Raw genomic sequence first — 25,267 nt, 5'->3', positions numbered from 1 at the left:
CTATGACTGCACCTGCTGCCTGCTTATCAGCCAAAATGCTTAGCCTGGGTTGCATCAGCTGCTGCCTTAGCATTATCTGCGCTCACCTGTGCCTGACGCGCCAGTTTTGCTGCATATTCAGCACGCTCCTGCGCTTCTTTGGCAAGTTTTGCTGCTGCCTGATATTTTTCGGCTGCTGCCAGCTCCTTCTTAGCCTGCTCCTCGCGCTGCTCTTCTAAAAGCTTTTGCGGGGATTTGTGACCGAAGCGCCAGGTTGCACCGATACCGCCCATGGTTTCGCCGCCGGCAGTAGACAGGCTGACGTTAATCATGAAGTTCTTGTTCGGATAGTGGAAGAAGCCCATTGCCACGCCAGTTTCGCCCTTGTATTGGCCGAGGCCGATGCTGAACTCGCTCGGAGCCTGCGGATCGTAGCCAATGCTCTTCAGGGAAGCGATAGCTGCTGCCATAGCGCCAACCTTATCAACGCGTGTGTTTACATCGTCAATGCGGTTGTCAAGACGAGCAACCTCTTCGCGGCGGATTGCAGCTTCAGCGTTAATGCCGCCGACTGCGGTCTGGTTCTTCTTGTACTCGTCACGCTTAGTGAGCTCGCCATCGAGGTCGTCAATCTGACCGAGGTCGGACAGGTTGATGCGCTTGCTGTCATCTGTTGCCGAACCGATGGAAACATCGCTGCTGTTGATGCGTGTTGCATTGTCAGGCTTAGCGCTGTCGGTGTATTCCAGACCAGTGCCGCTTTGCTCCAGCTTGCTGCTTCCGTTTGCATCTTTAACTTCGCTGGTAAGCTTGCCAGTTTCACCGTCTAATTTTTGCGCTACCTTAATTTCGCCATTCGTTACCACGCCGCCGATGCTGGTCAAGCCTTGGTTGAATTCGGATTTATGCGTATCATCTTTAGTAACAGTGTTACTGTTGCCTGCAGCGGTAACCTTGTTTTCCGTAGTAGTCGTGCCATCGGTTACTTTGGTAGTTACGCCGTCAATATTGGTCGTGAAGTTAGTATTCTTATCGCCATCTTTTATATCGCTCTTAATTGTGCCATTGCCGCCGAAAGCGATAGAACCAGTGCCAGTACCTGCTGCTTCACCCTTACCAGTGATTACAAGCTCGTCAGTAATCAGCTTGCCGGTAGTAATCGTACCGCCGTTAATATTAGTTGTCTTACTGCCGCCATTGGCGAAGGTCGTACCGTTAGCGTCCGTAGTTACAGAGTTGTTGCCAACCTTATCGACGATGCTGTCCTTCGTAATCGTGCTCGTTGCATTGTCCGTAACCTTGCTTGTAATGCTTTCGTTCGTTACGTCGATGGAGCCTGAGCCTGCGGAAACATTAGCTTTGTTGTTACCAACGGAAACGTTAGATGTTACGCCGTCTTTTGTATGGCTCATGCCTGCGCCGTTAGCGTCAGTTTTCAAGGTAGTGTTGCCAACGGTGTTAGTCATTGCGCCTTTATCTGCACCGCTGCCACCAGTTACTTTGAAGTTGCCGCCTGCTGCAGAGAAGTTGCCTTGCTTATCCATAGACAAGTTGCTGCCATGCGGATTGCCATTGCTATCCAGAATATCTTCGCCGAGGTTGATACGTTCAACATTCAGCGTATCTGTAGTAATTGTACCACCATTGATAGTAGTGGTCTTACCACCCTTTTCGCCCGCTGCACCAGTGAAGGTTGCGCCGCCAGCTTCCAGAGCCGTAGAGTTAGCGCCATTTTTCAGCGTCAGGTTGCTACCGTTGAGCACGCCAGTTGCTGCGCCGTTAGTAGAAGTGATAGCGCTGCCATTGATGGTTGTAAAGGTTCCGTCCTGACCAGTGAAGGTGTTTGCACCAGTTTTTGCATTGAAGCTGAAGGAGGATTTTTGACCTGCTGCATTTTGTCCGCTAACAGTCAAACCGTTTTCATTGAATGTCAGACCTGCTTGCTGATTATCCTCAGATTTAGCTTTAGCTTTAACAGTACCTTTTTCAATGACGGTCTGATTAGCAACGTCATTGCCAAAGGTTGCGCTATCTTTAGCCAGCTTAGTCATAACATTGCCAGCTGCATCAGTAATTCTGATTTCGCCCTTAGTAGTTACGTCGCCATCTTGATCAATGGAGATATTATCACTACCATCTTTGCCAAGGCTGATTTTATTAATTAAAAGCTTATCAGCAGTAATGGTACCAGTGGTAATCTTGTCGCCATCAATCGTGGTGGTGTTGCCAGCATTATTAAAGGTTGCTTTACCTTCAGTTTCACCAATCGTCACTCCATTGATGCCTGCTTTAGAAGCAGTAATACCATTAGCCATAGACCAAGTATTTCCAGCGCCTACTGTCAGCTCACCATCTTTAACAGTGGTGTTAGTACCGACATGTAAGCCATCATTTTTCAGTTCATTAGTACCAACCTTAACATTGGAAGCGATAATGCCTGCGTCTTTAGTCCAGGTATTGTTGGCATCAATGGTCAAAGAACCAGAAGCCAAGGTACTTCTATTGCCAGTGCCATCAGCAGCGGTTGTAAAGGTTTTACCTTCTACGTCGCCATCATCATCTACTTTAAAACCAGTGCTTTGGAACGGAATACCAGTTGCGCCGATAATTGCATTGCCGCCAAAGGTCAAACCGCCAGCCGCACTGCCAGAGTTCTGTGCTACAGAAACGCCGTCAATAGCATTTACATTGTCCAGCTTGCCGCTGCCACTAAACTTAACAGCGCCAATTTCGCCTTTAGCACTCACTACGCCATTCGCATCATCAATGGTCGTAGCATTCAAGCCAGAACCAACAATCAACTTATTAGTATTAATGCCAGTATTATCAATAGTAGTATTGCCGCCGATATTAACAGAAGCAAGACCTGTCAGAGCACCACCGCTTAAGCTTGCAGTTCCGTCAGTAATAGTAGCAGCAGTTACCTTTCCAGTTGCCGTCAAATCTTTAACACCAGTAACATTCCCGGCGCTAAAGGTTACGCCACCGATAACAGAGCCGTCCGCTGCTTTTACAATGCCATCAGGCTGGATAACACTATTAATATTACCAACCTGTACATCAGTCAGTTCGTTAGCACCAAAATCAATCGTGCCATTGCTGCCAAGATCAAGCTTTCCATTTGTCATGGTCGTTGCGCCAACTTTTATAGAATTAGTTGCTTCAATATCAGTAGCATTATATTTTGCAGCAGTCAGCGTACCTGTTAAGGTGAGGTTTTTAGCGTTAATATCGCTACCAGCCAAAGTAACGCCACCAATTTTATTGGTAGTGGTATCGCTAGTAGTAATGCCATTAGCTTTTACGTTGCCAACGGTATCAACTGTAAATTCATTGCCAGTTGTGCCAATATTTAAGCTCTGACCTTTGATGTTACCACTAAAGGTTGCATCACCGGTTACTCCAAGCGTACCGCCAACGGTTGCGTTGCCAGTTACGCCAAGGTTGCCCTTCAACGTCGTATCGCCAGCTACATTCAGCGTACCGCCAACGGTTGCATCACCAGTTACTCCAAGAGTGCCGCCAACAGCTGTATTGCCATTTGCATCAACAGTAAATTCATTGCCAGTAGAACCAATATTCAAAGATTCACCTTTGATCTTTTTTGTTACGGTCAAATCGCCGCCTACAGTTGTGTCACCAGTTACATCTAGCTTGCCTTTCAATGTAGTGTCACCAGTTACGCCAAGGTTGCCACCAACAGTTGCATCGCTATCTACAGTAAGCTTACCACTAGCAGTAATATCCTTACCCTTGATATCGCCGGTTGTCGTTACATTGCCATTATCGTCAACGCCAAATGCACCATTAGCACCTTTAATTTTGCCATTAATACCATCAATAGCTGCTTTTGCTTCAGTGTAATCATCACCGCCAGCATAGAAACCATTGGTATCATAAGCACTAGAGGAAGTACCGATGATGATTTTTCCGTCAGTGCCGATTTTTATTTGTTTTGCTTGATCACCTTTATTAAGATAAATTCCGTCAGACTCAAATTTCAAGTTATCATTAATGCTTACTACATTAGTAACTTTACCCTGACTAAACGTTACACCGCCAACCTCAGAGCCATCAGCAACTTTGATTTTAGTTTTACCGTCAATCATGCCGTGAAGATTTACTATGCTTTCACGAGTCAGTGTTGCTTGCCCGGAAGTGCCATCATCAAAGACTTCTTCAAGAACTATCCTTTTTGCTCTTACTTCGCCGTCAGCCAGCCTTACGTCGCCAGCATGAGTAATACCTTCTATATAAGTAGCCTTGTCTGTTAAAACCCTATCATCGTCAGCATATCTAATTTTTTGCGTGTTATAAGCTAATGTTCCTTCAGTAGAAGTATCGCCTACAGCTGCAACCGCCTCATCATAGCCCTTTACTTTGGCAGCAGTGATTTCCTGCGTGTCTGAAGAAGCACTCTCACGCAATTTCAGGGATTTAGTTGTAATTTCGCTACCATCTTCGCTAATGCCAGCTGTTTTCTTTTGCAAAGATATAATATCATTTCTAGCTGCAGTATCACTAGCTGTCAGCTCACCTACTTTGGTTTGTAACTGACCTGTAGTTGTTTGCAGACTAGTCACATCAGTTTGAATGTTAGTTACCTTACCATTGACGGCCTGAATATTATTTGCATTATCCTTAATAGCCGCACCAACATTTGTAGTTCCATCTGTTTCTTTCAGCTCTAAGCTGTCAGCCGTAATTGCACCGCCGTCAGAAACAGTGAACTTGCCATTAGCTGCTTTAAAAGAACCATTTTCACCATTAACAGCGAACTTGCTATTATCATACGTAGCTTGAGTAACATCTGCACCGGTATAGCCAATATACAAACCGTTTTGCGCTACAACTTTACCGTTTTCTATACGTGCATTGATTCCAGAAGCGATAATTGAAGCATGTACAGCACCAGTTGCAAAAATATCATTGTCAGAAATTATAACATGATTACTTGTAGAATTACTACCAATAGAGATTCCAGTAAAACTGTCTTCACTACCGATCTTTACACCACCAACAGTAAGTTCATTAATTATTGTATTATCTGTTTCACCATTTTTAGTAGCAGTAGTTACATTGCCACTAGCTTCTTTGTACAATACATCCGCAGCATACACCGGTTCAAGACCAATGCCCCCCCCTGCGAGAATTGCGCACGTTACGGCAAGGGCCAACGCCTTGACATTACTCTTTTTCCTAGTCATAATCATCATCCTCCTTAAAGTATAAACCAAACCCATGCGTGCGCCATCCACTGCTGGCAGCATCCGGCGCCTTCCGCACAACTTTTATCATGCTCATTATCTCATAAAATTCAGTGAATTCAACGCCTTGTATCGTAAAGCGCAGGTTCTCATCGTAAAACGCATTTTGCCAACTTTACTTAATTATTTTTTGCTCAAAACTGTAATAAACAAAACAATAATTAAAGCATATTTCCACTACTCACTACTCTCTAACCACTACCAACTAACCACTCTCCACTACCAACTAAAAAAACCTCCGCAACGGTCTTCATGACCGTAACGGAGGTTCTATTCTTTTATAACAAAGTATCCTAAATCCTGCAGCAGCGCCCACTGCATATAGGCGTTGCGCACAGCTGCGCTGTCGCGCACCCTGATTGGTGCCTTGAAGCCATTGCCCAGCAAAAAATAATTGCTGTAGACACCCTCTACATAATGCATGTTAATCAGCACGCTGCGATAGGTCAGCAGAAAATAATCCTGTGTCAGCTTTTCCCGCACCTTGTTGATGGAGCTGTACACCTTATAGGTGCGTTGTGCTGTGTGAATATAGCAGTATTTATCCTGCACCTCTACAACGATAATGTCCTTGGGCTTTAGCTTTACCGTCTCAGCTACAGTATCAAAGGTAACATACTCTTCCTTGTCAAAAACACCGCAGCGCTTCAGCGCCTGCTCCAGCTTTTCCGGCTGCAAGGGCTTCAGCAGATAATACGCTGCCTCCAGCTCATAGCTTTCGATGGCAAAGTCATTACTCGAAGTAAGAAAGACCAGCTTAAAGTTAAGCCTGTGCTGGCGCAAACGCCGCACAAACTCCACGCCATTACCAGGCTTCAAATAGATATCCATAAAGACAATGTCAGCGCTATTTAAAAACAAGTATTCACAGCACTGCTCCCCTTCAGTAAATGTACGTATATCCAAAAGCAGCTGATACTTCCTGCCTATTTCCTGCAGTTGCCGTTTAAGCTCTTCCAGCTCGCTTACATCATCATCACAAGCCACAATACGCATAATATCACTCCCTATAATAACATGCTCTTCTTTGCTTATGTTCAGTTTTCCGCCAACACCTGCCGCAGCAGCTCCAGCGCACTCACTTCGCTCGCTTTGTTCGTGCCCAGCTCACCACGGAAGGCACGCGCAAGGATGGATTTCTTCATCAGGTCGATGCTCGCCAGCGCCTGCTCCGCAGTCTGCTGTGCTGCGCGCTCGCGTGCCAACAGATCGTCGATGAGGCGCACGATTTCGTGCTGTTCGGGGAGGGATGGGAGATTTATAATAACATTTTTTATATCTTGTTGATTTATGCTCGCTTGATTAACAGCCTGCTTAGCATTTTTTCTTAATTCGTTTAACCCCATTTGAGAATTAAGAAATGAAATTAAAAATTCAGGATAAATCCTGCTCTCATCAACAGACAATCTCATTATATTGCTTTCAAAAACACATGCATCTTTAAGTTCTCTAACCAAAGCAGATTTACCTAAATATTGCATGCTATTAACTCTATTGATTAAAATATCATTAAGATTTAACGAATAGCATTTAATTTCATTTTCATCAAGTCTAAGTCTTTTCAACTCATCCCATTGTTCTATTACGCCATCATAAAAAGCATCTATTCTAATGATTCTTATGCCATCTCCATAAGAGCTTTTGGGTTTGTATAGACCATTTTGAGGTCCACATGCAATAAAACTCCCTAAATTACTTTCTTCCCAACTTTCATCGCTCACGCCGTTTTCCCGACGCCACTGCTTTGTCAGCTCACCCGTGAATGCCTTGTGCAAAATTGCCGCCTTGCGCACAGCAAAGCTGTCGGCAACCTCCTGCAATCTTTCCTTCGCTTCATCCAGTTTGGCTAAAAGCTCCCCAATGCGCTCAACAATGCGTTGCTGTTCGGAAAGTGGTGGGAGAGGAAATATATACTCACCAAGTACACTACTACTAATATTAGCAATATTTGTTGTTTGTGTTGACTCTCCTCTAAATCTGCCAAGCAAAAACTCTAAACGCAAGTAGTAGAATAAAAACTTACTCAATAACTTATTAGCACGCAACGCCATAACAAACCCACCGAAAATCATCGGATAGTCCACCTTATAAACAAAAGAGGTTTTTCCGACAAGTTCGCGCGAATTTGCAGTAGACATTATAATGTCATTTTCTCTAATAAGTTTATCACTATTATTTTTATAATATTTTTTGTTAACGTATATTAGATCATTTAATTCTAATTCATCTTGAACATTAGCAGTTCTAAGGCATGGGATGTTTTCATCATCCCTTTCATTTTGTTTTGCGGAAGAAGGAAAGGTTATACCTCTTTCAAAACCACAAACTGCTCCTAGCCTCACCCACACCCAATTCTCCGGCACCTCATAAGGCTGTTCCTCCGCAGGCACCAACGCCTGCTGCAAGCGTTCTTCTATTGTCAATGCTGTCTTTTTCTTTGGCATTGCCAGCTCTCCTTTATAAGCAAACATTCTATTGCTTTAATCTATAATTTATGATAAAATGTTTTTGACAACCGGTTCACGGGGTGGGATTGCCTTCATTCTCTACGAATGGAGGTGATGTCTATGGTATATTTCAGCTTTCAGGATTTAATGTCCTTTGGAGTTTTTATCGTAGCATTACTTACGTTCATTTTTAAGAACAAATAGTAAAAAAGTTACGGACATAGAAAAACCGCCCCTTGACTTTGGCGAGCTCGGAGCGGATTTTTCTTAACTAAACTCGGCAACCCACCTCTGTGGGCGGTTGTCTTTTTCTATGTCTAATATACCACACAATTCATAGCTTTGCAAGTGTTGAATTTGTGCAGAATGTAGTGAAAGGCTCCCCTCGGGGGGAGCTGGCGCCCGCAGGGCGACTGAGAGGGGTATGCTGTCTTTATGCTTTCTTATAGTGAACCCCTCTCCGTCATCGCTACGCGATGCCACCCGCCCCAGGGCGCCTTCTCTTGCCCTACGGGCAATTCACCTTGTCTCCCCAAGGAGAGGCTCTTCCCTTTCTTCCTTCTTCCTTCAATCTCTACCTTTATCTTTGCAAGCTCCTCAGCTCCTGCGCCACACTCTGCAGCAAATCCACGGCCTCCGCCAGCTTTTCCGCAGCCTCCGCCGCGCTTTCCGCCGGGTCCGGCAAATCCTCGTAATCCAGCACGCTGTCGTCCTTAATCAGGCCCAAATCCAGACTGTTGCCCTTTTGCGCGATTTCCTCACGCGTAAAGCACTGCCAGCGCTCGTCCTCTACCTTGCTTCTGTCCTCTGCCGTGTAGGCTGCCTCAAAGCCGGCAAAGTCACTCGCCTTCAGCGGGTTCGTCTTGCCGAAGGAGGGCATATTGGTGCGCAAATCATAAAACCACACGGCCTTGGTGCTGTCCTTATCTGTTTTTTCGCGCGTAAAGAAGAGTACGTTGGTCTTGACACCCTGCGCGTAAAAAATACCTGTCGGCAAGCGCAGAATAGTGTGCAGATTGCACTTATCCATCAAGTCGACACGAATCCTTTCGCCGTCACCGTCAGCAAAAAGCACATTGTCCGGCAGCACCACGGCTGCACGCGCCTTGCCGTCAGCCTTCAGGCTGCGGTAGATATGCTGCAGGAAGTTCAGCTGCTTGTTGCTCGTGGGATAAGTAAAGTCGTCACGCGTTGCACGCTCGCCGCCTTTTTTCGTACCGAAGGGCGGGTTTGTCAGCACAACGTCATAGCCCTGCATCTCCTTGCCCACATTGGAAAGCGTATCGCCCAAAATAATTTTGCTCTGGATATCATGCAGCATAGCGTTCATCAGCGCCAGGCGGTGCGTATCATGCACCAGCTCGCAGCCGGTGAAGGCCTGCGTATATTCAAACTCCGCCGTTTCCTCATCCAAATCAAAGAAATCGTTCGTCTGCTCACGCACGAAATTGCTTGCCGCAATCATAAAGCCGAAGGTACCGCAGGCAGGATCGTTGCAGCGCTCGCCGGCCTTGGGTGCCACCAGGCGCGTCATTACGTCAATCAGCACACGCGGAGTGAAGTACTGTCCTGCGCCGCTCTTCTTTTCGTTAGCGTTCTTTTCCAGCAGTCCCTCGTAAAGATTACCCAGACCCTCCTCCTTCGCACTGAACCAGTCCAGCTCGTCAATCGTCCTGATAATCTTTTCCAGATTCTTCGGCTCGTCGATGTTCGTCGCCGCGCCCTTGTAAATCTCCTGAATGCGTCCCGTGCACCGCTCGCCCAAATAATCAAGCAGCTCCTTGTAAAAGCTCTTCAGCTCCAATCCCTTGCGCGCCAGCAAATCATCCCAGCGATAACCCTCCGGGATATTTTCCTCGCTGCTGGTTTCCTTGGCCATTTTCAAAAATAAAATATATGTCAGCTCCGTAACGTACTGATGATAGGTAATGCCGTCATCACGCAACACATTACACAAATTCCAGAGCTTCGCTACAATCTCCTGTGTATTCACGCAGTCTTGCCTCCATCTTCATATAAATAACCGTTGAATTCGCTCACGATATTATCCAAATCGTCGGCGAATATTTTTTGTGCCCGCGCATAACCGCCCAAGCGCTGCAATCGTTTGTCCTCCTTAAAGGCCTCCACGCTCAAAATATCCTGCTGCTGCATATAGCTGCGGATGATATCCAGCCACTTCTGCTGGGCAGGCGTAAACTTGTGCTTTTGGTTGAGCTTGTCAAAGGCACGACTCAGCTGCGAGTTTTTGCTCACCAGCTCCGTTCCCAGCATATAGCGCCTGATAAGGCTGATAATGCCTGCCACCATCGTGCTGTTCGTATATTCCGAATAGGCATCGTTCAGCTGCAGCGCCGTAAAGCCGTTGGCATCGAGCGTCAGCAGCAGCTCCTTCAGCTGCGCCTTCGTCAAATCCTTGGGACGGGTGCAAATGATATGCAGGGCAGCAATTTCGTTGGCGTGGCTCTTTAAGTACGCCGCAAAATCGTTCAGATAATCTCCGGGCTTGGTCTTTTGCGCACCGTAGCCGCGCGTATGACCGGTAAGCTCATCCTTGCCGTCGTAAATCATGCCGCCCATATTGCCGCCGGCCCGGTATTTTTCCAGCTGCACCAGCGCCTCTTTATGCTGCAGCAAAAGCTCCTTAGCCTTGGCTGCATCCGCCTGCTGCAGCTCGCCGGCAAAGGCTGCCACATCCTTGCCCGTAGCCAGCACAAATTCCTTCTTCGTCTGCTCGTCCAGCTTATTCACCTTGCGGCGCAGCTTTAAGGCCACCTGCTTGGCAATATCGGTAATCGCCTCCGCTGCCTCCGCTTCATCAAGCTGCTTCAGCAAATCCTGCACGGAAATCTGCGGATTGGCAACCGCAGGCATCGTCACCACCGGCTGTAGGCTGTCGTATACGCCCACCGGGTCATAAATCTCAAAATGATCCTTGCCGATTTTATCGCAGCGGCGCGTCGCACGTCCCAGCATCTGCTCAAACAAAATACGCGATTTCACGCAGCGCATAAACACCAGCGTAGTAATCTCCGGCACGTCGATACCGGTAGTCAGCAAATCCACTGTTACGACAATGCTCGGGAAGCGTTCATTCTTAAAGCGTTTAATTTTTTCCTGAATCTTTTTTTGGTCACCGTTAGCCACGCTGCCGGTAATCTTCATAATCGCATCGCTGTCCAGATTATCCTTGGCATAAAGCTCCTGCAGTATGCTCACAATCATATCGGCATGCGTATCGGTAGCAGCGTAAATCAGCGTTTTGCCGTAGGTTTCCGGCGCGTCGGGATAAAGATTTTTGGCAATCTCCGCCAGCACTGCCCTGTTGAATTCCGGCACGATAACACGGCGGTTGAACTGGTCGACATCAAAATCGACATCATCATCCAAATAAGCCGTATCAAGCTCGCCTGTCTGCTTGTTGATATACTTAACAGTATCGCCCTTTTTGAGCTGAATTCCCTGCTCGCTGAGCTTCGTTGTCAGCTGATGCGGTGCGTCATGGTCAATCAGATAACCATCCAGCACAGCCTCGCGATAGGTGTAGGTATAAACAGGCTCGCCGAAAATTTCCGTTGTCTGCAGAGCAGGCGTTGCGGTGAGCGCAATTTTTACCGCATTAAAATAATCCAGCACATAGCGGTACTTGCTCTGGTAATCGCGCTGGTCGCGGTAAAGCTGCTCCGCCTCTGCCATTTCCTTATCCAGAATATAACCACGGTGCGCCTCGTCAATAATAATCAAATCATAATCGCTGACTGCAGGAATGCGCTCCTCACTTTCGGCATACATAATGCGCTTCATCATGCCCTGTACGGTAGCAACGTGCACGGCGGTTTCCGCATCAATCAGCTTATCGGTAAGCTCCTTGATATTGTAAATCTGGTCCAGCGTCTGCAGGCTTTCCAGCTTAACCTCTTTAAAGACATCCTGCGCCTGCACGCCCAAAGCGTTGCGGTCAACAAGGAATAAAATACGCTTAAAGCGCTTCGCCTTCAAAAAGCGGTAAATCATGCCCAAAACCGTGCGTGTTTTGCCGGTGCCTGTGGCCATCGCCAGCAGCGCCGTCCGCTTGCCGCAGCGCACTGCCTCATCCACCGCCTGCACAGCCTTCAGCTGATAATCGCGCAGATGCAGGCCGTTTTCGTCCTTCAAAAAGTCATACGGCAAAGCATCGAGAGCAGCGTTGCCCTCCGCAGTATTTTCCTGCAGCATTTCCTTCAAACCTAAGGGAGAAGGCCAGCCTGCCATAGCACGCGGCATATTGCCGCTTTGACGCAAATCCGCAAACCAGATGCCGGATTTTATCTGCAGCTGCTGCACATACGGCCTGCCGTTGGCAGCAAAAACAAAAGGCACCTTAAAATCCTGCCACTGTCCCAGCAAATATTCCGCATCGCATTTTCTCACAGCGCGCGCATAATCCTTGCATTGGTAGCTGATAACGCTGGAAATATCCGTGTCCCACTTTTTCGCCTCGATAAAGCCCACAAGCTCCGTGCCGATAAAGAGCGCATAATCCGCGTAGCCCTTTTCTTCGTTGCCCGGCACCTTGTCCGTAGGCCATTCGGCAATCGCAAGATTGCGTCCCTTCGCAGGACGGCAGCCCTTGCTGTAACGCAAAACAGTGGTGTCGGCCTCCCAGCCAACCTGACGCAGCTGCTCGTCAATCAGGCAGCGTGTTTCCGCTTCCGTCTTCGGTCGTCTGTTGGCAGCCTGCAGGTTCGTTTTGCTGCGCTCCTGCTGCGGCACAGGCACAGCCTGCTGCGCCTTTTCGTTATCCTGCTTACGCAGGCGCGCTTCCTCTGCCTTATCCTTGGCAGTTTCAACAAAGACTGCCTCCGGCTGCTCCGCCGGCAAATGATATTCTTTGGGCTGATAGGTATAATCACCGTACACCTGCATAAACCATTCGCAAAGACTGTACGCCTGCGGCAGCAGCAGCTTGGCCTTCTGCAGCGAATCTGTTCCTTCATGGCGCGCTTCGTTACCGCCCAAGCGCAGGCGGTGCATAATACGTGCCAAATCCTCTGTGATATACTCTTCGTTTTCCAGCAGGCGGATTTTGTTTACCAGTGTATCCTTCATCTGATAAGGCATTGCTATATTGTCAAAGTCAAACATTTTATTAACGATATCTTCGCACAGCAGGCCCAGCTTAAAAAGGCAGGAGTTGGAATCGCTGTACAGATAGCGCTCCGCGAACTCGCCTGTTTTTTCCAGACCGGGAAATTGTGTGCGTAAAAAGCTGAAGCCAGATGCCATAAAAACGGCCTCCTTTGAGCTGTAAAAATGATAATAATATATTTATATTCGCCTTGAAATAAAATTTACCTGCTGAATATGTTTTCGCAAAACAGCGGATATTGCCTGCACAGATGCCGCAATAAAAAAGCTGTATACTTTTCCGCGCAGGAAAAGCATACAGTTCTCTCACCCATAATCCCTATAAAGTAAAATAACCGCGCCAAGATTTCTCTTAGCACGGTTATCAGTTGTTATTTGAGCAATTCACGAACCATAACGTTAATACGTTTGCCATCTGCACGGCCTTTGGTTTTTGCCATAACTGCCGGCATTACCTTGCCCATATCCTTGGGACTTGTAGCACCAACAGCAGCAATAACTTCTGCCACGATAGCCTTCAGCTCGTCATCGCTGAGAGCTTCCGGAAGATATTTTTTCAGTATAGCAATTTCTTCCTTAGCTTGGGCAACCAATTCGTCACGACCTGCTTTTTGGAATTCCTCAACAGAATCCTGACGCATTTTGACCTCTTTCATCAAGACAGCCAGAACCTCATCATCTGTAAGTTCCTTTTTGTCATTGATTTCAACGTTTTTAATATTAGCACGCACCATGCGGATAACAGACAAACGCAGCTTACCTGCTTCTCTGTCCTTCATGGCCTGCTTCATATCAGCAGTCAATTGGTCTTTTATAGACATACAGCCCGCCTCCAATTATCTGGTTTTACGTTTTCTGGCTGCTTCGGATTTTTTCTTACGTGCAACGCTCGGCTTTTCATAGTGCTCGCGTTTTCTTACCTCAGAAAGAATGCCTGCCTTTTGTGTTGCTCTTTTAAATCTGCGCAGTGCGCTGTCTAAAGTTTCATTCTTGCCAACTTTAATTTCTGCCATCTGTTCTCCCTCCCTCCACACACTTAGGGAAGTGTATATGCAAATTAAGTTTTCAGCTGTTGCCAGCTAAAAACACTTACTGATTAATTATACAAGAAAAGACAAGCATTGTCAAGGTTTAGCACGGGGGCCAACCCAAAGCTTTGCCGCCAATTACGTGAATGTGTAAATGTTTTACTGTCTGACCGCCTTCATCGCCGGTGTTGATAACAACGCGGAAGCCTTTTTCGGCAATTCCGGTCTTTTCAGCGATCATTTTAACCTTGCCCAGCATGTATGCAACCAGCTCGGGGTCCGCAGTAGTGATGTTAGCTGTGTGTTCCTTAGGCATCAGCAGCACATGAACCGGAGCAGCCGGAGCAACGTCATTGATAGCAATCATTTTATCATCTTCGTACACTTTGGTAGAAGGGATATCGCCCTTAATGATTTTGCAAAAAATACAATCCTCAGCCATTTCATGTCCCTCCTCTCATTTATCGTATCTAGTTATATTCTGTATTTATTTCTTTTATCCTGCTAAAGAAATAATTTTTTCACAAATTAATTCAATTCGCCCAACAAAAAATCCTCTTTGATGCCGGTAATTTTTACCTTGGCAATGGTGTTCGCCAACTCCGCCGTTCCCGGAACAACAACGCGCAGATACGGACCGCACAGGCCCTCCATATGCTCATCATCCACAGGCTGCTCGAACAACACCTCTTCCACCTTGCCGACAGTGCTCTGCAGCATTTGCTGATGCAGCTCCTCGTCCACCTTCGCCAGACGCGCCGCACGCTCGCTCTTCACTGCCTCGTCCACCTGCTCCGGCATTTCGGCAGCAGGCGTGCCCTTGCGCTTGGAATAAGGGAAGATATGCATTTTGGCAAAGCCGCATTTCTTGGCAAATTCCAGCGTAGTCGCAAAGTCCTCCTCGGTTTCGCCGGGGAAGCCCACGATAACGTCCGTAGTAATTGCCACATCAGGCACCTGCGCACGGATTTCGTTCACCAGCTCCGTAAAACGCTTGGTATCGTAAGGACGGTGCATAGCGCGCAAAATTTTGTCGCAGCCGCTTTGCAGCGGCAAATGCAGGTGACGCTGCAGGCGCGGCTCCTCTGCCATCAGCTGCAGCAGGCGCGGCTCCACCTCCACGGATTCCAGCGAACCGAGGCGCACACGCTGCACGCCCTCAACGCTCAGCGCTGCCTTTACTGCGTCATACAACGTAACGTGCTTGCTTTCCTTCGCCAGCTCCTTGCCATAGCAGCCAAGGTGAATGCCGATGAGCACAACTTCTTTGTAGCCTGCGGCAACCAGCTTGCCAACCTCCTCGCGGATGCTTTCCAGGCTGCGGCTGCGCAGCGGACCGCGGGCAAAGGGAATAATGCAGTAGGTGCAGTATTGGTTGCAGCCCTCCTGAATTTTGAGGAAGGCGCGGGTTTTATCGGTTTCCGTGCCAACGCCCAGTTCTTCGAACTTAGTGTCTACAGTCATCTGCTGCACATTGTCCAGAATCTCCGTGCGCTTGTGCTCCAGCGCTTCTTCGACCAGCTCCACAATGCGGCCGCGCTCCTGATTGCCGATGATTACATCAACACCCTCGATAGCACGCACCTCCTCCGGCGCAGTCTGCGGATAACAGCCGGTGACAACCACCAAAGACAGCGGATTATGACGCACAGCGCGGTTGATAATCTGACGCGATTTGCGCTGACCGGTATTGGTAACAACGCAGGTATTAACTAAATAAACGTCTGCCGGTTCACCGAAAGGCACAACCTCATAGCCAGACGCACGGAAAATCCCCTCCATGCTGGCAGTATCGGCCTGATTAACCTTACAGCCCAGCGTATAAAATGCAATTTTTCTCATCTATGTTTAATCTCCTAAATCTCCGGTTTCATAAAAAATCGCTGAAATAGCGACAAGTCCTGCCGTTTCCGCGCGCAGAATGCGTCTGCCCAGCGATACGGGCACAGCGCCTGCTGCGCGTGCCGTATCCAGCTCCGCTTCGCTGATGCCGCCCTCAGGACCGATAATCAGCAGCAAATCTGTAAGCGCGCCCTTCGCCTGCGCCTCCTTCAGCGCCTCCTTCAGCGCCGCCTTCAGGCTCTTTTTATCCTCGCACTCGTAAGCGATAATCTTCGTAGCGCAATCATTCGCCGACAGCATCTGTGACATCGTCTGCACAGGCTGCACCTCGGGAATAATATCGCGCTTGCTCTGCTTCGCCGCGGACTCGGCAATCTTCTGCCAGCGCTCCACCTTTTTAGCAGCCTTCGCACCGTCAAGGCGCACCACGGAATGCTCCATAGCCACAGGCACCACGCTGTAAGCGCCCATCTCCACAGCCTTTTGGATAATGAACTCCATCTTCTCGCCCTTCGCCAGGCCCTGCGCCAAAATCAGGCGCACCGCCGGCTCATGGCTTTCCGCCAGCTTCTCTAAGCAATGCACAGTCACGCACTCGCTGTCAATCGCTGTAATCTCCGCCAGCGCGCTCACGCCGTCGTCACTCACAAGCTGCAGCTGCGCACCCGGCTGCATGCGCAGCACCTTACTGATATGACGTGCATCCACGCCCTCAATAGTCATTGTTTCGTTATATAATTGCGGTACAAAAAAACGATGCATATAGGTTTCCTTTCTGTAAAAATTGATACCCCTCTCCGTCATCGCTTCGCGATGCCACCCGCCCCAGGGCGCCTTCTCTTGCCCTACGGGCAATTCACCTTGTCTCCCCAAGGAGAGGCAAGAAAAGAATCTCAAAGGACAAGAGAGGCTCCCCTCGGGGGGAGCTGTCGCCTGTAAGGCGACTGAGAGGGGACTGCTTAAAGTCCTAACAAGCAATTAATATATCGCAGTGAAAACATAAAAATTTTAGGGAACGAGTGTCTGGAACCATAGAAGTGTCGCAACTGTTTGAGCGATAAGCTGACTACTGTAGCAAAATCTCTTAGCATAGCGCGAGTTTTGCGGCACTTCGTCCTGGTTCCACACGAAATTACCGTCCGCAAATCGCTTCTTCATATTTAGCATCAAATATATAACTCAGCAAGCGATTCACGGGAAAATTTTTCGTTGCAACGCGATATATCAATTGCGACGCCCTCGCTTCCCCCTTCCGCCTCACTACGTTCGGCACCTTCCCCAAAGGGGCAGGCAAGAAGGATTGCTTAAATCACAACTTCTTCTTCATCTGCATAACAACCCAGCCACCGCGATGGTCAACCGCGTCAACATAAAGGCCCTGCGCCTGCGCCGCAGCCTCCACATCCGGCATACGCTCCTCAATAATACCGCTCGCCAAAAGCACACCGTCATCATTCAGCTTCTGCGGAATATCCTGCAGCAGCATAATAACAATATCGGCAATAATATTAGCGATAATAACATCAGCCTTGCCCTCGGTGCCATGCAGCAAATCGCCCTCGCGCACCTCAATCTGCTCGCTCAAGCCATTATCCGCAACATTCTCCTTCGCCACGCGCACTGCCACAGCGTCAATATCCACAGCCTTAACAGACTTAGCGCCCAGCATCGCCGCAGCAATCGCCAGAATGCCACTGCCGGTACCAACGTCAAACACGGTAGAATCAGGCGTAATAACCTTCTCCAGACGCTCCATCATCATATTGGTAGTGTGATGCGTGCCAGTACCAAAAGCCATACCCGGATCAATTTCAATAACATGCTCGCCTTCCTTAGGAGCATACTCCTCCCAGCTCGGCTTAATAACAAGGCTCTTGCCCACATGAGTAACATGGAAATACTGCTTCCATTCGTTAGCCCAATCCTGCTCACTCACCTTGCGGAAGCTGGTATTGCCAAAACGGTACTTGCCGATGCGCTCCTCAATCAGCGCCAGCTGCTCGTCAATCTCCGCCAAGCGTTTTTCCAACTTCTCATCATCAGCATAATAAGCGCTGACGGTTACAACCTCGGTATTCTCCTGCTCGGGAATATCGCACAGCTCCCAGGTACCGCTGTTGCGCAAATCATTAATCAGCTGCGGGTCCTCAATCGCAACTCCCTTAGAACCGATGCTCGTCAGCATATCCGCTACGGCCTCAACTGCTTCATGCGTTACCGCTACATTAACTTCTATCCACTGCATTGTATGCACTCCTTTGAAAATTTATATTTATTTTATTATACAACAGAAAAGCCTCGCATTTCAACACGCCATTTTATCTCTGCAGTTAGAAAAAATTTACTTTAATTTTAGTTTACATTTGCTATAATTATCTTAAAGAAGCTTTTTCTATATTATTTTTTAAGGAATGATGTTATATGCAGATTCAAGATTCGATTATCCTTATCTATATTATCCTGCGAGTTGCTCCCAGCTCTTATCTATGCTATTATCCCTTTTTGGAAGACCTGCGCTTATCCAAAAAAACAGCAATATGCGGTTTTTTTGCTATTATTCTCATAGAATGGGGCATTTTCATCTTCACTGGACGCAATTTCGATAAGCTGCCGACATTATACGGAGTTTACCTGCTCTACATATTCTACTACTTTGCCATCGTAAAAGGTAATAAAAGTAAGCAGCTTTTTTGCATCCTGCTCTCAGGCAATTTTGAAAATGTGCTGCAGACACTGGCTATGCTCACAGAACGCATTTCGCCCACTCCCGGTTACTACTATGCTACCGCCACCTTCGTGCTCCTGCTGGCACAATCTGCTTATTTTTCCTGGTTTTACTATACTGTAAAAAAATTCAAGCAGCTCTTCCGCAGCACTAAATACAATAAGATTATCACCTACTCCAACTATATTTTAGCTTTTAACTTCGTTGCCCTGGTACTCATCCGCAATTTTTCCGAACCACGCACCTGGAATCTTTTCTTTGCCCGCTTTATGTGCATCATGCCGCTCTTCTTCTTTGTTTACATGATGATGGATCTGCTGAAGGAAAAAAATGATAACAAGGTGATGTCCATCAAGCTCAGCTCACTGGAAGAGCTGCGTCGCAATGAAAAGCCTTACTACGATTTTGTTATCGAAACCTGGCAGAAATCGCGCCGCCTGCGCCATGACCAAAAGCATCTCGTGCTTATGCTCAACCAGCTTTATGAAGAAAAAAAGTTTGATAAGCTTGGCCAGCATCTGCGTACTATCCTTAAATATACAGAACAGCTGCAAACAGTAAAGCTTTATGGCAATGAAACCATCGACGGCCTTATCGGCTACTGGCAGATGCAGGCACAGGAAAAAGGCATCCCCTTTGCTTTAGATATCAGCTTCAGTAAAATCCAAATCAACGATATTGATTTGGCCATTATTTTAGGCAATGCCCTGGAAAACGCTTTTACTGCAGTTACTGAAGACTGCATAGACCAACACAACAATTGCTATGTTAACGTAAAAATCAAAGAAAAAGCCTCTACACTGCTGATAGAAGTTGTTAATTCCTTCAGCGGCAACATCGTGCGTTATAATGACCAGTTTTATTCTGCCAAACGCGACTACAAGGAACCTGGCACCGGACTGGAAAACATCAGAATGATTTGCGAAAAATACGCAGGCAGTAACAATATCAGCTTTGATAACCACAGCTTCAAGCTGCAGCTGATGCTGGCAAACACGCACTTAGAAGGTTAAACCTTGACGCAAAAACTAAAAGTGCTTATACTAAAATAGATTGTAGCATTTGCCACAGTCTATTTTAGTATTTTTATTTAGGGAAAGAAAAGAAGGTAACAAAATGCTCTCATTAGACAAAATTTATCACGCAGCCTTCATCCTTAAAAGCGTAGCACGTAAAACAGATTTAATAGCTGCTCCGCATTTAAGCGAAGGTAACAACTTGTATCTGAAAACAGAAAACCTGCAGGTAACAGGCAGCTTTAAGGTACGCGGTGCCTACTACAAAATAAGCCAGCTGACACCTGAAGAAGCCAGCAAGGGCGTTATCGCCTGCAGCGCCGGCAACCACGCCCAGGGCGTAGCACTGGCAGCCACCAGCATGGGCATCAAAAGCGTCATCTGCATGCCGGACGGCGCCCCGATTATGAAGGTAGAAAACACCAAGCGCCTTGGCGCGCAGGTGGAGCTCGTCCCCGGTGCCTATGACGAAGCACACGACCGTGCTGTTCAGCTGCAGGAGAAAACTGGCATGACCTTTATCCATCCGTATGATGATGAGCTTGTCATTGCCGGTCAAGGCAGCATCGGCCTGGAAATTTTAGACCAGCTGCCGGATGTTGAAGCAGTAATCGTACCGATTGGTGGCGGTGGCCTTATCAGCGGCGTAGCCTTCGCTATCAAAAGCCTGCGTCCGGAGGTTAAGGTTTACGGCGTGCAGGCAGCAGGCGCAGCCAGCATGTTCAAAGCCTTCCATGACCATAAATATGAAACCTTAGATCACGTCAGCACCTTTGCTGATGGCATTGCTGTAAAAACTCCTGGTGAAAACACCTACGAGCTCATCAGCAAATATGTTGACGATATCGTTACCGTAAGCGAAGATGAAATTGCAACTGCAATTTTAACCTTGATTGAAAAACAGAAGCTGATTGCCGAAGGTGCAGGCGCAACTCCGGTAGCAGCAGCGCTGTTCGACAAGCTGCCGATTAAGGGCAAGAAAACCGTCTGCGTTGTATCCGGCGGTAACATCGATGTTAATATTCTTTCGCGCGTAATCACCCGCGGTCAGGTTACCAGCGGCAGAAGGGCAGACCTCGTTATCGCTTTGCAGGATCGTCCCGGCCAGCTACGTGAAGTGAGCGAAATCGTAAGCAGCTGTGGCGCTAACGTTGTAGGCGTACAGCACAACCGCAGTGATGCCGATATGGATATCACAGGTTGCTTCCTGCGCTTAGAACTAGAAACCCGTGATGCGGAACAAATCAACGAAATCCGTGCAAAGCTTACCAAGGCAGGCTTTACACTGATTGATAAAAACGCCGCTCATTATTAACAACAAAAAAATTACCACAGCCTACATAAAATGTAAGCTGTGGTTTTTTATTTTATTAAGCGGAGGAGAGTTCACAACGCATATGGTGCGTTATACCCACTCTTACTCTACGGTAACGCTCTTAGCCAGGTTCCTAGGTTTATCTACATCCAAGCCCTTAGAAACACTCACATAATAACCCATAAGCTGCAGCGGAATAACTGCCAGACTGGTCATGAAATGCTCATCAGTCTTCGGAATGTACACTGTGAAATCAGCGGTATCCTCAATGTTGTAGTTGCCATAGGTAGTCAGGCCCATCAGATAAGCGCCACGGCTGCGGCACTCTACCATGTTGCTGACAGTCTTTTCGTAAAGCTCGCTTTGAGTCAGCACACCGATAACAAGAGTACCGTCCTCAATCAGGCTGATAGTACCATGCTTCAATTCGCCGGCAGCATAAGCCTCGCTGTGGATGTAGGAAATTTCCTTCATCTTCAGGCTGCCCTCCAGGCTGACAGCGTAGTCCAGACCACGGCCGATAAAGAAGATATCCTTAGCGTTTACCTGTTTAGCTGCAAACCATTGGATACGTTCCTTATCTTCAATAATCTTTTGGATTTTATCCGGCAGCTGTGCCATTTCCTGAATCAGCTCCAGATATTTAGCTTCGTCAATAGTGCCGCGAACAATAGCAAACTGAATTGCCAGGCAGTAAGCCGCAATCAGCTGAGTGCTGTAAGCCTTGGTAGTAGCAACGGCAATTTCCGGACCTGCCAGAGTATAGAAAACATTATCAGCTTCGCGGGCAATGGAGCTGCCTACTACGTTGACGATGCCAAGAGTTTTGATGCCCTTTTCTTTAGCCAGACGCAGAGCTGCCAAGCTGTCGGCGGTTTCGCCGGACTGGCTGACAATGATAACCAGCTCGTTCTTGCTCAGCAGAGGCTTGCGGTATCTGAACTCGGAAGCCAGCTCGGTACGAACCGGAATCTGTGCCAGATCCTCAATTACATATTGCGCTGCCACACCTACATGGTAAGCACTGCCGCAGGCAACTATGCAGATCTGGTCAATCTTTTTGATATCCTCGTCGCTGAGGCCGACAGCGCTCATATCCAGCTTGCCGTCAACCAGTACGGAATTCAGAGTATCGCGTACCGCCTTGGGCTGCTCGTGGATTTCCTTCATCATGAAATGTTCAAAGCCTGCTTTTTCGGCAGCTTCGGCGTCCCATTTGATTTCGGTCAGCGGTTTTTCGATTACTTCTTCATCAACGTTGTAGAAGGTAACCTCGCCGTTAGCCAGACGAGCCATTTCCAGATTGCCGATGTAATATACCTTGCGGGTGTATTTCAAAATAGCAGGAACGTCGCTGGCAACATAGCATTCGCCGTCCTGCACGCCGATGATCATCGGGCTGTCCTTACGGGCAACATAAATTTCGCCGGGATATTCCTTGAACATTACTGCCAAGGCATAGGAGCCGCGCATACGAATCATAGCATGGCTCAAAGCATCAGTCGGAGTATGCTCGTATTTTTTATAGTAGTAGTCAATCAGCTTAACGGCAACCTCGGTATCAGTCTGAGAATAGAAGGTGTAGCCATTGTGCAGCAGCTTTTCCTTCAGCTCCTGATAGTTTTCGATAATACCGTTGTGTACGGCAACTACATTGCCATCTGCACTGGCATGCGGATGCGCATTAGTTTCAGAAGGCTCGCCATGGGTTGCCCATCTGGTATGACCGATACCACAGGTACCAATGAGGCTTTGTCCACCATTAGTTTTGGCATAAAGCTCCTTCAGACGACCTTTAGCCTTAACAATCTGCACCTGTGCACTGCCATCGCGCACTGCGAGGCCGGCAGAATCGTAACCACGATATTCAAGCTTAGACAGACCATCTAACAGAATAGGTGCTGCCTGCTTATTTCCACAAAATCCAACAATACCACACATAAATACTTTTCCTCTTTTTCTACTATTTTTTTCTTTTTGCCTTATGCTTCAAAGCCATTAGGGTTGTTCTTCTGCCAGTTCCAGGAATCGCGGCACATGTCCTCAATACCCAGCTCTGCCTTCCAGCCAAGCTTTTCCCACGCCTTTGACGGATCTGAATAGCAGGTGGCAATATCCCCTGCACGACGTTGGTCAATTACATAAGGTATCTTAATTCCAGTAGCCTTTTCAAATGCTTTGACTAAATCCAGCACTGAATAGCCAATACCTGTACCAAGATTATACACCTCTACGCCGCATTTGTCATCTATTGCCTGCAAAGCTTTCACATGACCTTTAGCCAAATCCACTACATGAATAAAGTCACGCACTCCAGTACCATCAGGAGTGGGATAATCATTACCAAAAACATGCAGTCGCTCCAGCTTGCCAACAGCTACCTGAGTAATATACGGCATCAGGTTATTGGGAATGCCATTGGGATTTTCGCCAATCAGACCGGAGCTATGCGCACCGATAGGGTTAAAGTAACGCAGCAGAACCACATTCCACTCCTGATCAGCTACATACATATCACAAAGTATTTGCTCCAGCATCGACTTTGTCTGGCCATAAGGATTAGTGCACTGCCCTTTAGGACAGGTTTCCGGAATAGGCACTACAGCAGGATTACCGTAAACAGTAGCCGAAGAGCTGAAAATAATATTCTTACAGCCTGCTTTACGCATTACGTCCAGCAGTACCAGAGTACCGGAAATATTGTTCTCATAATACTCCAATGGCTTCTGTACCGATTCGCCCACTGCTTTCAAACCGGCGAAATGAATACAGCAGTCAAAGCTATGCTCATCAAAAACTTTTTGCAGGCCGGCACGATCCCTGATATCAGTTTCATAAAAAGGGATTTGCTGGCCGGTGATTTTTTCTACACGCTGCAGTGCCAGCCTGCTGGAATTAACAAGATTATCTACTACTACAACACTGTGACCAGCTTTAAGCAGTTCAATAACAGTATGCGAGCCTATGTAACCAGCTCCGCCTGTGACTAAAATATGCATTTTTTCACCTCAATTTTTTCGCATCAGGCAGCTATTAATTTCTGCCTACAGTATTATTTTACAACCTGTCGCCTTAAACTAAGGTGAACAAGCTAACAACCTAATTCATGATGTCAGCTACCAATAATAGGCTTATTTTCCATCGTATTTACCAGCTTGGAAAGCTGCCATTTAATCGTTTCCGCCGGCTTTTCATAATTACCCATTTCACGCAGCCCGCTTTCACGCACGCGTTTCTTCAGCAGCTTATTGCCATCCTTTTTATATACAAAAAGGTCTGCATCCGCTACAACACGCACATAGGTATCGTGATCAAAGCGGAATCCCCAGCCGCTGACAAGACTCTCATCCATTTCATAGATGCGTGCAACAACCAGCACATCCATTTTGCTTTTTTCCGCCAAAGCGGCTAAAGATGCTGCATCCAGCTTCACACCATCACGCACAGCCTGGCTCACCAGCATCTGAGGCTCGCCGCCATCTATGATTTGATAATCTGGAAAGCGATAGCCCAGCTTGACCATCTGACGCCATTCTTTATAAACAGCACCATCCACACCGCCATCCTGGTCGATTACCACAAAGCCCACAGGACGCTCCGCAAAATCTGCCCGCGCAGTCTGCGGCATAAAAGTGGCAAGCAAAGCTACAGACATCAGCAAAAAGCAGACATGCAGCAACCATTTAATATTTTTCATAAGAATCACCTGCCTCTTACTCAGCTGCCTCCGCCAGCAGCAGCTCGACAGCTCCGCGTGTCACCTGCACCATGTAGCCAAAAGCACGCTTATAAACATCAGGCGGTGCCACGCTTTCGCTCTGCGTGCGCTTAACTACCACGCCGCAGACAGCACCAGCCTCTAAGCCTAACGCCTGCGAGGTCACGAACAAAGCGGATGTTTCCATTTCATAGTTCAGCACGCCCAGCGCTTGCCATTCCTGCATCGTCCCGCGGAAGCGGCGCGGCACATAGCCGGTGAAACTGTCATAACGCTCCTGCCCCGGCCAGAAGGTGTCGCTGGAGGCTGCAATGCCCAAATGATAGGGAGCACCGGCGTTCTTGGCTGCCAGTACCAGTGCTATTGTCACCTCAAAGCTAGCAACAGCCGGGAACTCCAACGGCGCATAATGCTGCGAGGTGCCGTCAAGGCGAACGGCAGCCTTATCAATAATAATATCACCGAGATTAACCTTTTCCTGAATGGTTCCCGTCGTACCGAAGCGGATGAGCTTTTTGATGCCCATACGCGCCAGCTCTTCCAGACAAATTGCTACGGAAGGACCGCCCATACCAGTAGAGCAGACAAGCACCGGAGTATCGCTGATTTTAGTCAGCCAGCTGGTGTATTCGCGATGACTGGCAATAAAGCTTGCATCACTGCCCAAGGCCTTCGCTAAAGGCTCTACACGTCCGGGGTCACCGGGAAGCACGGCAACAGTTGCGCCCTGCAGTTGCTGTGCCGAAAAACCTACATGGTATAAAATCTCCTCAGGTGCTGCGTAATGTTTGCTCATATTGTCC

17 protein-coding genes are annotated in these 25,267 nt (G+C 47.8%); 2 read left to right on the top strand and 15 right to left on the bottom strand.

Annotation, left to right across the window (positions count from 1 at the left end):
* Positions 1 to 26 precede the first annotated feature (26 nt).
* The 11 genes from RDW05_RS03375 to prmA all read right to left on the bottom strand — a co-directional run bounded on the left by RDW05_RS03375 (position 27) and on the right by prmA (position 17,935).
* The gene (locus RDW05_RS03375; RefSeq protein WP_307977834.1) at positions 27 to 5,186 is read right to left on the bottom strand and encodes a YadA-like family protein; all 5,160 of its coding nucleotides are present in this window, start codon (positions 5,184 to 5,186) and stop codon (positions 27 to 29) included.
* Positions 5,187 to 5,516: 330 nt separating this feature from the next.
* Positions 5,517 to 6,242 (bottom strand): LytTR family DNA-binding domain-containing protein, encoded by a 726-nt coding sequence (locus tag RDW05_RS03370; RefSeq protein WP_307977833.1) that lies wholly within the window; start codon positions 6,240 to 6,242, stop codon positions 5,517 to 5,519.
* Between the two features lie 41 nt (positions 6,243 to 6,283).
* The gene (locus RDW05_RS03365; RefSeq protein WP_307977832.1) at positions 6,284 to 7,690 is read right to left on the bottom strand and encodes a restriction endonuclease subunit S; all 1,407 of its coding nucleotides are present in this window, start codon (positions 7,688 to 7,690) and stop codon (positions 6,284 to 6,286) included.
* 583 nt (positions 7,691 to 8,273) lie between these two features.
* Positions 8,274 to 9,686, bottom strand: a complete 1,413-nt coding sequence (locus tag RDW05_RS03360; RefSeq protein WP_307977831.1) for an N-6 DNA methylase — start codon at positions 9,684 to 9,686, stop codon at positions 8,274 to 8,276.
* Positions 9,683 to 12,958: a type I restriction-modification system endonuclease gene (gene hsdR, locus RDW05_RS03355; RefSeq protein ID WP_307977830.1), complete on the bottom strand. Its 3,276-nt coding sequence runs from the start codon at positions 12,956 to 12,958 to the stop codon at positions 9,683 to 9,685. The genes RDW05_RS03360 and hsdR overlap by 4 nt, the downstream gene beginning before the upstream one ends.
* Positions 12,959 to 13,191: 233 nt before the next feature.
* Complete coding sequence (locus RDW05_RS03350; protein ID WP_009145888.1) at positions 13,192 to 13,641, bottom strand: GatB/YqeY domain-containing protein; 450 nt, start codon at positions 13,639 to 13,641, stop codon at positions 13,192 to 13,194.
* Positions 13,642 to 13,656: 15 nt separating this feature from the next.
* Positions 13,657 to 13,833, bottom strand: coding sequence for a 30S ribosomal protein S21 (gene rpsU / locus RDW05_RS03345; RefSeq protein WP_021720854.1), 177 nt, complete (start codon positions 13,831 to 13,833; stop codon positions 13,657 to 13,659).
* A gap of 118 nt (positions 13,834 to 13,951) precedes the next feature.
* Entirely contained in the window at positions 13,952 to 14,290 is a 339-nt protein-coding gene (locus RDW05_RS03340; RefSeq protein WP_307977829.1) for a histidine triad nucleotide-binding protein, read from the bottom strand.
* Positions 14,291 to 14,376: 86 nt separating this feature from the next.
* The gene (gene mtaB, locus RDW05_RS03335) at positions 14,377 to 15,690 is read right to left on the bottom strand and encodes a tRNA (N(6)-L-threonylcarbamoyladenosine(37)-C(2))-methylthiotransferase MtaB (RefSeq protein WP_304227251.1); all 1,314 of its coding nucleotides are present in this window, start codon (positions 15,688 to 15,690) and stop codon (positions 14,377 to 14,379) included.
* Positions 15,691 to 15,696: 6 nt separating this feature from the next.
* Positions 15,697 to 16,545, bottom strand: coding sequence for a 16S rRNA (uracil(1498)-N(3))-methyltransferase (locus RDW05_RS03330; RefSeq protein ID WP_307977828.1), 849 nt, complete (start codon positions 16,543 to 16,545; stop codon positions 15,697 to 15,699).
* A 454-nt stretch (positions 16,546 to 16,999) separates the two neighbouring features.
* The gene (gene prmA / locus RDW05_RS03325; protein ID WP_307977827.1) at positions 17,000 to 17,935 is read right to left on the bottom strand and encodes a 50S ribosomal protein L11 methyltransferase; all 936 of its coding nucleotides are present in this window, start codon (positions 17,933 to 17,935) and stop codon (positions 17,000 to 17,002) included.
* 476 nt (positions 17,936 to 18,411) lie between these two features.
* On the opposite strand from prmA, the gene RDW05_RS03320 reads away from it, so the two are divergent.
* Together RDW05_RS03320 and ilvA are read left to right on the top strand one after the other, a co-directional pair.
* Positions 18,412 to 19,428: an ATP-binding protein gene (locus RDW05_RS03320; RefSeq protein ID WP_307977826.1), complete on the top strand. Its 1,017-nt coding sequence runs from the start codon at positions 18,412 to 18,414 to the stop codon at positions 19,426 to 19,428.
* A gap of 103 nt (positions 19,429 to 19,531) precedes the next feature.
* Positions 19,532 to 20,746, top strand: a complete 1,215-nt coding sequence (ilvA, locus tag RDW05_RS03315) for a threonine ammonia-lyase (protein ID WP_307977825.1) — start codon at positions 19,532 to 19,534, stop codon at positions 20,744 to 20,746.
* A 102-nt stretch (positions 20,747 to 20,848) separates the two neighbouring features.
* Here the strand turns inward: ilvA and glmS are convergent, their stop codons facing one another.
* The 4 genes from glmS to udp all read right to left on the bottom strand — a co-directional run bounded on the left by glmS (position 20,849) and on the right by udp (position 25,260).
* A complete protein-coding gene (glmS, locus tag RDW05_RS03310; RefSeq protein WP_304229834.1) occupies positions 20,849 to 22,687 on the bottom strand; it encodes a glutamine--fructose-6-phosphate transaminase (isomerizing) in 1,839 nt (612 codons plus the stop codon).
* Between the two features lie 41 nt (positions 22,688 to 22,728).
* Positions 22,729 to 23,745 (bottom strand): UDP-glucose 4-epimerase GalE, encoded by a 1,017-nt coding sequence (galE, locus tag RDW05_RS03305; RefSeq protein ID WP_021720009.1) that lies wholly within the window; start codon positions 23,743 to 23,745, stop codon positions 22,729 to 22,731.
* A gap of 113 nt (positions 23,746 to 23,858) precedes the next feature.
* Positions 23,859 to 24,443, bottom strand: a complete 585-nt coding sequence (locus RDW05_RS03300; protein WP_307977824.1) for a hypothetical protein — start codon at positions 24,441 to 24,443, stop codon at positions 23,859 to 23,861.
* A gap of 16 nt (positions 24,444 to 24,459) precedes the next feature.
* Positions 24,460 to 25,260: a uridine phosphorylase gene (udp, locus tag RDW05_RS03295; RefSeq protein WP_307977823.1), complete on the bottom strand. Its 801-nt coding sequence runs from the start codon at positions 25,258 to 25,260 to the stop codon at positions 24,460 to 24,462.
* Positions 25,261 to 25,267 lie beyond the last annotated feature (7 nt).

This window comes from uncultured Phascolarctobacterium sp., assembly GCF_902463975.1.
Taxonomy (GTDB): Bacteria; Bacillota; Negativicutes; order Acidaminococcales; family Acidaminococcaceae; genus Phascolarctobacterium_A.
Note: the sequence above shows the minus strand (reverse complement) of the source record. Positions and strands in the feature narration are given on the sequence as shown.